The sequence below is a fragment of the Aestuariivirga sp. genome (genome assembly GCF_041738905.1).
In the GTDB taxonomy this organism is placed as follows: domain Bacteria; phylum Pseudomonadota; class Alphaproteobacteria; order Rhizobiales; family Aestuariivirgaceae; genus Aestuariivirga.
In genome coordinates this window covers 1-5,496 of the sequence record NZ_JBGSOZ010000034.1, presented here as the reverse complement: position 1 = coordinate 5,496, position 5,496 = coordinate 1, and the positions used below count along the sequence as shown (strand labels likewise).

At 63.6% G+C, this 5,496-nt stretch carries 5 protein-coding genes; 1 reads left to right on the top strand and 4 read right to left on the bottom strand.

Annotation, left to right across the window (positions count from 1 at the left end; genetic code table 11):
- Positions 1-160: 160 nt before the first annotated feature.
- A complete protein-coding gene (locus tag ACEW8Q_RS02450) occupies positions 161-1,489 on the top strand; it encodes a DUF1254 domain-containing protein (RefSeq protein WP_373502461.1) in 1,329 nt (442 codons plus the stop codon).
- Between the two features lie 182 nt (positions 1,490-1,671).
- Here ACEW8Q_RS02450 and ACEW8Q_RS02445 read toward each other — a convergent pair whose 3' ends face one another.
- From ACEW8Q_RS02445 to ACEW8Q_RS02430, 4 genes are all read right to left on the bottom strand, one after another.
- Positions 1,672-4,347 carry a valine--tRNA ligase gene (locus ACEW8Q_RS02445; RefSeq protein WP_373502460.1) on the bottom strand — a complete coding sequence of 892 codons (2,676 nt, stop codon included), beginning with the start codon at positions 4,345-4,347 and terminating at the stop codon, positions 1,672-1,674.
- 72 nt (positions 4,348-4,419) lie between these two features.
- Positions 4,420-4,638: a hypothetical protein gene (locus ACEW8Q_RS02440; protein WP_373502459.1), complete on the bottom strand. Its 219-nt coding sequence runs from the start codon at positions 4,636-4,638 to the stop codon at positions 4,420-4,422.
- 115 nt (positions 4,639-4,753) lie between these two features.
- Complete coding sequence (locus tag ACEW8Q_RS02435; RefSeq protein ID WP_373502458.1) at positions 4,754-5,059, bottom strand: PilZ domain-containing protein; 306 nt, start codon at positions 5,057-5,059, stop codon at positions 4,754-4,756.
- Positions 5,060-5,150: 91 nt separating this feature from the next.
- A partial coding sequence (locus ACEW8Q_RS02430) for a PopZ family protein (RefSeq protein ID WP_373502457.1) occupies positions 5,151-5,496 on the bottom strand: 346 nt, incomplete at its 5' end.

Here is a 5,496-nt window from a genome sequence, read left to right as displayed (position 1 = left end):
CCAATCCTCAAGGCCGCACTTCAAAACCATCGGACCGAGCAGCCAGCCTCCCATGCAGTTGACCGCTTGGCCGATGCTGCATAAGGTTCAACCAGCGACGCCAGCCTTGGCATTTTCAACAGAGTACGGGACATCCCCTGGCGCGCCCGATGAGGCCACCGTGAAGCTCGCGCTGGACCAGCTCGATCTCGCGCGCGGCATCGAGACCTTCATGAAGGGCATGCCCGCCACATCGGTCTACGCGGCCTGCCGTGGTGTCGCGTCGATCGGCGTGAAGGAGAACGAAGGCGTTGGCATCACCGAAGACCTGATGGACGCCCGCTCGCTCTTCCTCACGCCAAACACCACGACACCCTATGTCTTCTCCTGCCTCAATCTCACCGTCGGTCCGATGGTCATCGAGGTGCCGCCGGACGTTCTGGGGCCAGTGGATGACGCCTATTTCCGTTGGGTGACGGACGTCGGCTTCACCGGGCCGGACAAGGGCCAGGGCGGCAAGTATCTCTTCCTGCCGCCGGGCTACACGGGAGACGTGCCCGCGGACGGCTATCACATCGTCAAGTCACCCACCAACCGGCTGCTGATGTTCTACCGCGCCTTCGTGAAGGACGGGAACCTCAAGGCCGCCGTCGATGGCGTGAAGGCCAAGGCCAGGCTCTATCCGCTCTCCGCCGCCGCCAACCCGCCTCCCACCGTCTTCGTCAATACGTCGGGCCAGCAGTTCAACACCATCAGCGGCAACACCTTCGAGTTCTACAACGAGCTCGATGCGGTGGTGCAGAACGAGCCGGAGGTTTTCGTCGGCCCTGAGACCGTCGGCCTCTTTGCCGCCGTCGGCATCCGCAAGGGCCAACCCTTCGCGCCCGACGAGCGCATGACGAAGATCCTCACCGAGGCCGTGGCGCTGGGCAATGCCGCAGCGCGCTCCTTCCTCTGGGCGCCGCGCGACAAGCGCGTCTTCATCTATGACGACCGCCAGTGGTTGAACCCCTTCGTCGGCGGCAGCTACCTCTTCATGAGCGGCGCGGAACTGATGCTCGACGTGCGCTCGACCTTCTTCTACTACGCCACCGGCATCACGCCCGCGATGGCGGATGCGAAGCCCGGCACGGGCTCGGCCTATGCCGGCGCCTTCCGCGACTCGAAGGGCAACTATCTCGACGGGTCGAAGACCTACAAGGTGACACTCCCCGGCCCCATCCCGGCGAACAACTTCTGGTCCTTCACCGTCTACGACAACCAGACGCGCTCGCTTCTGGAGACCAACCAGAAGTCGGCAGGCGTCGACAGCCTGTCGAAGGACCTGAAGCTCAACGCCGACGGCTCGGCCACCATCTGGTTCAGCCCTGAAGCGCCGCAGGGCGAGGAAGGCAACTGGGTCCAGACGCTGCCGGGCAAGGGCTTCAACTCCCTCCTCCGCCTCTACGGCCCGCTGGAACCCTGGTTCAACAAGACCTGGAAGCCCGGCGACTTCCAACTGGTTGAGTAAACAGCATCAAAGCACTCCCCTTCTCCCAAGCCAGCTTGGGAGAAGGTGGCGCGAAGCGACGGATGAGGGCTGCGATACGAACGCATTGCGGTGGTGCCGCAGGGACAGACCGCACGGCATCGCCATGCAGCCCTCATCCGCCCTGCGGGCACCTTCTCCCGCCAAGGCGGGAGAAGGAAATGTCACCCCAGCCGCCCCAGCGCTTCCGTCACCTTGGCCTTCCGTGCCTCAAGCTCGGCCTTGCGCTCGCGGCTTTCGTCCAGCACTTCCGGCGGGGCCTTGGCGACGAAGCCGGGGTTGTTGAGGCGGCCGTCGATCTGCGCGGTGTCCTTGGCGATCTTTTCGAGTTCCTTGTTGAGGCGTGTCTTCTCGGCGCCGAAATCGATGACGCCTTCGAGCGGAAGCGCGATGGTTGCCTCCTCCAGCACGATCTGCGCTGAAGCCTTAGGCACCTCGTCTTCGAACGAGATGGAGGAGAGCCTGGCCAGCCGCATGATCTCGGCTTCCCAGCCCGCCGCACGCCGCCTTGTCTCACTGCCGGCACTCACGATCACGCAGGCGATCTTGGCGCCCGCCGGCACGTTCATCTCGGCCCTCACCGAGCGGACTTCGGAAATGAGGCGGATCACCCATTCCATCTCGGCGTCGGCCGAAGCATCGCCCAGGCCCATGTAGACCGGCCAGTCGGATTCGATCAGCCAGTGCTTGCGCGCCGCCGTCTGCTGCCACAGTTCTTCCGTGACGAAGGGCATGAAAGGATGGAGCAGAAGCAGGATCTGGTCCATCACCCAGGCCGTGCTGGCGCGCGTCTCGGCCTTCGCGGCCTCGTCGGTTCCGGTGAGGATCGGCTTGATCAGTTCGAGATACCAATCGCAGAACACGTTCCACACGAACTGGTAAAGTGCTGCCGCCGCCTCGTTGAACTTGTAGTCCTCGAGTGCGGTCTTCACCGCGCGCTCGGTACGCACCGCCTCGCCCGCGATCCAGCGGTTGACGGTGACGCGCGCCGCCACGGGATCGTAACTGAAGTCACGCGCCACGCCATTCATCTCGGCGAAGCGCGCGGCGTTCCACAGCTTGGTGCCGAAGTTGCGGTAGCCTTCCACCCGCTGCTTCGACAGCTTGATGTCGCGCCCCTGTGCGGCCATTGCGGACAGCGTGAAGCGCAGCGCGTCGGCGCCATAGGCGTCGATCAATTCGAGCGGGTCGATGACGTTGCCCTTCGACTTCGACATCTTCTGGCCCTTCTCGTCGCGGACCAGCGCGTGGATATAGACCGTGTGGAACGGCACTTCCTTCATGAAGTGCAGCCCCATCATCATCATGCGGGCGACCCAGAAGAAGATGATGTCGAAGCCGGTGACGAGCACGTCCGTCTTGTAGTGCCGCTTCAGTTCCGGCGTCTCGTCCGGCCAGCCCAACGTGGAGAACGGCCACAGCGCGGAGGAGAACCACGTGTCGAGAACGTCCTCGTCGCGCGTTAGATTGACGCGGCTGCCATAGTGACGGGTGGCGGCGCCGAGAGCGAGGTTTTCGGTTTCCTCGACAAACACCGTGCCGTCCGGCCCATACCACGCTGGAATCTGATGCCCCCACCACAGCTGGCGCGAGATGCACCACGGCTGGATGTTGCGCATCCATTCGTAATAGGTCTTGTCCCAGTTCTTCGGGACGAAGGCGGTATCGCCCTTCTCCACTGCGGCAATGGCGGGCTTCGCCAGTTCGGCGGCGTTCACATACCATTGCTCAGTGAGCCACGGCTCGATCACCACGTCCGAACGGTCGCCATGCGGCACCTGGTTCACATGCGGCTCGATCTTCTCAAGCAGTTCCAGTTCCTCGAACATGGCGACGATGCGCTTGCGCGCCTCGAAGCGGTCGAGGCCATGCAGCGCCATCGTCGCGGTCGGAACATCGGCACCTTCGATGAACTCGGCATTGCCCTCGATGAGCACCTTGCCGAACTGGTCGAGAATGTTGATCTGGCGGAGATTGTTGCGCTTGCCGACGTCGAAGTCGTTGAAGTCATGCGCGGGCGTGATCTTCACCGCACCGGTGCCCTTCTCGGGATCGGCATAGTCGTCACCCACGATGGGGATGAGGCGGCCCACCAGAGGCAGGCGCACTTGTCTGCCGATGAGATGCTTCAAATTCTCGTTCTCGGGGTGAACGGCGACACCGGAATCGCCCAGCATCGTCTCGGGCCGCGTGGTGGCGACCACGATGGATTCATCGGAACCTTCGATGGGATAGCGGAGATACCAGAGGCTGCCCTTTACTTCCTTCTGCACCACTTCGAGGTCAGAGATGGCGGTCAGCAGCTTCGGGTCCCAGTTGACCAGCCGCTTGTCCTTGTAGATGAGCCCGTCCTTGTAGAGCTGCACGAAGACCTTGAGCACGGCCTTCGACAGGCCCTCGTCCATGGTGAAGCGCTCGCGCGACCAGTCGCATGACGCACCCAGACGGCGAAGCTGGCGCGAGATGGTGCCGCCCGACTCTTCCTTCCACTCCCAAACGCGCTTCAGGAAGGCCTCTCGGCCCATGGTGCGGCGGTCGGTGCCGTTTTCCTTCTGCAGCAGGCGCTCCACCACCATCTGCGTTGCGATGCCCGCATGGTCGGTGCCCGGCTGCCACAGCACGTCGCGCCCGCGCATCCGCTCGAAGCGGACGAGAATGTCCTGGATGGTGTTGTTGAGGGCGTGCCCCATGTGCAGCGAGCCCGTGACGTTGGGCGGCGGGATCACGATCGTATAGGGCTCGGCCTTCGGCTTGCGGCCCGGCTTGAAGAAGCCGCGGGCCTCCCATTCGGCATAGAGCCGGGCTTCCATTTCGGCAGGCGTGAAGGTCTTCTCGAGCATGGGGATGTCAACCGGTGTTGGCGCTGTTTCCGCGCCTTAAACACCAGCGGAGAGCCCCGCGCAACAAGCCTCTCAGGCGGTGAACTGCAGCCCCATCTCGTTCTCGCGGATCCACACCTTGCGGGCGGCGCGCGGTTCCTCGCCCGCCATCACGAAGTCGAACTCGAAGGGCACAAGATAGGGCTCGCCGATCGTCACCCTCGCGCCGAACTTGCTGGCGTCGCGGACCACGCAGCTCATCACCGAGCGCTTGTTGTTGAACACCACGCGTCCCTCTTTGAGACGCTTCATGCGGGTTGTCTTGCGGTTGTCTTCCATTTGGACACTCCAGGCCTTTTCAGCAGGAGTTGTCGCAAGCAGCGTGCCACTCGCGGATACAGCCGATGCCGAGCCGGTCAGCCTGCCGCTACCACCTGAGAAGCGGTGCCCTTCGCGGTTCGGACGTGAACACCACGCCAACCTGTTCGGGACGGCGCCACATCACCTTCACATCGCGCATGGTGCGGTCGGCCGTGAGAACAAGCCTGAAGTCATTCGGGATGGCGCCAGGATCGCTACAGATCAGCCTGGCGCCCGTCGGGGATACGTCCCGCACGGTGCAGTCGAGAATGCTCAGGTTGTTGGCCAACAGGATCTTACCCTGCTTCAGAACCCGCAGCCGCCGCGCCGTCCGTTTGTTTTCTTCGGGGCTGTCCTGCCCTTGCGTGGCCATGCGATCCCGCCCTCTCGATGCGAAACCCTAGCGTGCAAGTCCTTGCGTATTGTTTAAATCCCGTTGCCGGAGATCACATCAGCGGCAGCAATCAGCGCCCGTTGCGGGCCACGCGTTCGATTTCCTCGCGCACCATGCGCTCCACCATCGCGGGCAGATTGTCGTCCAGCCATTGCTTCAGCATGCCGCGCAGCAATTCGCGCGTCAGGTCCTCGATCGAGCGGTCGCCAGTGGCGCGGGACAGCACGGTATCGGCCAGCCGGTTGAAGGCGGCCTGCACGGCTTGCGCCGAATCGCCCGACAGGATCGAACTGGCATCCGAACGCGGGCGGAATGCCTCGCGCGGCTGTGGAGGCGGCGGCAGCGCGACGGCCTCGTCCTGCCAACTTGACGCTGATTCGGCATAACGCGGCGGCTCTGCATAGCGGACCGGATCA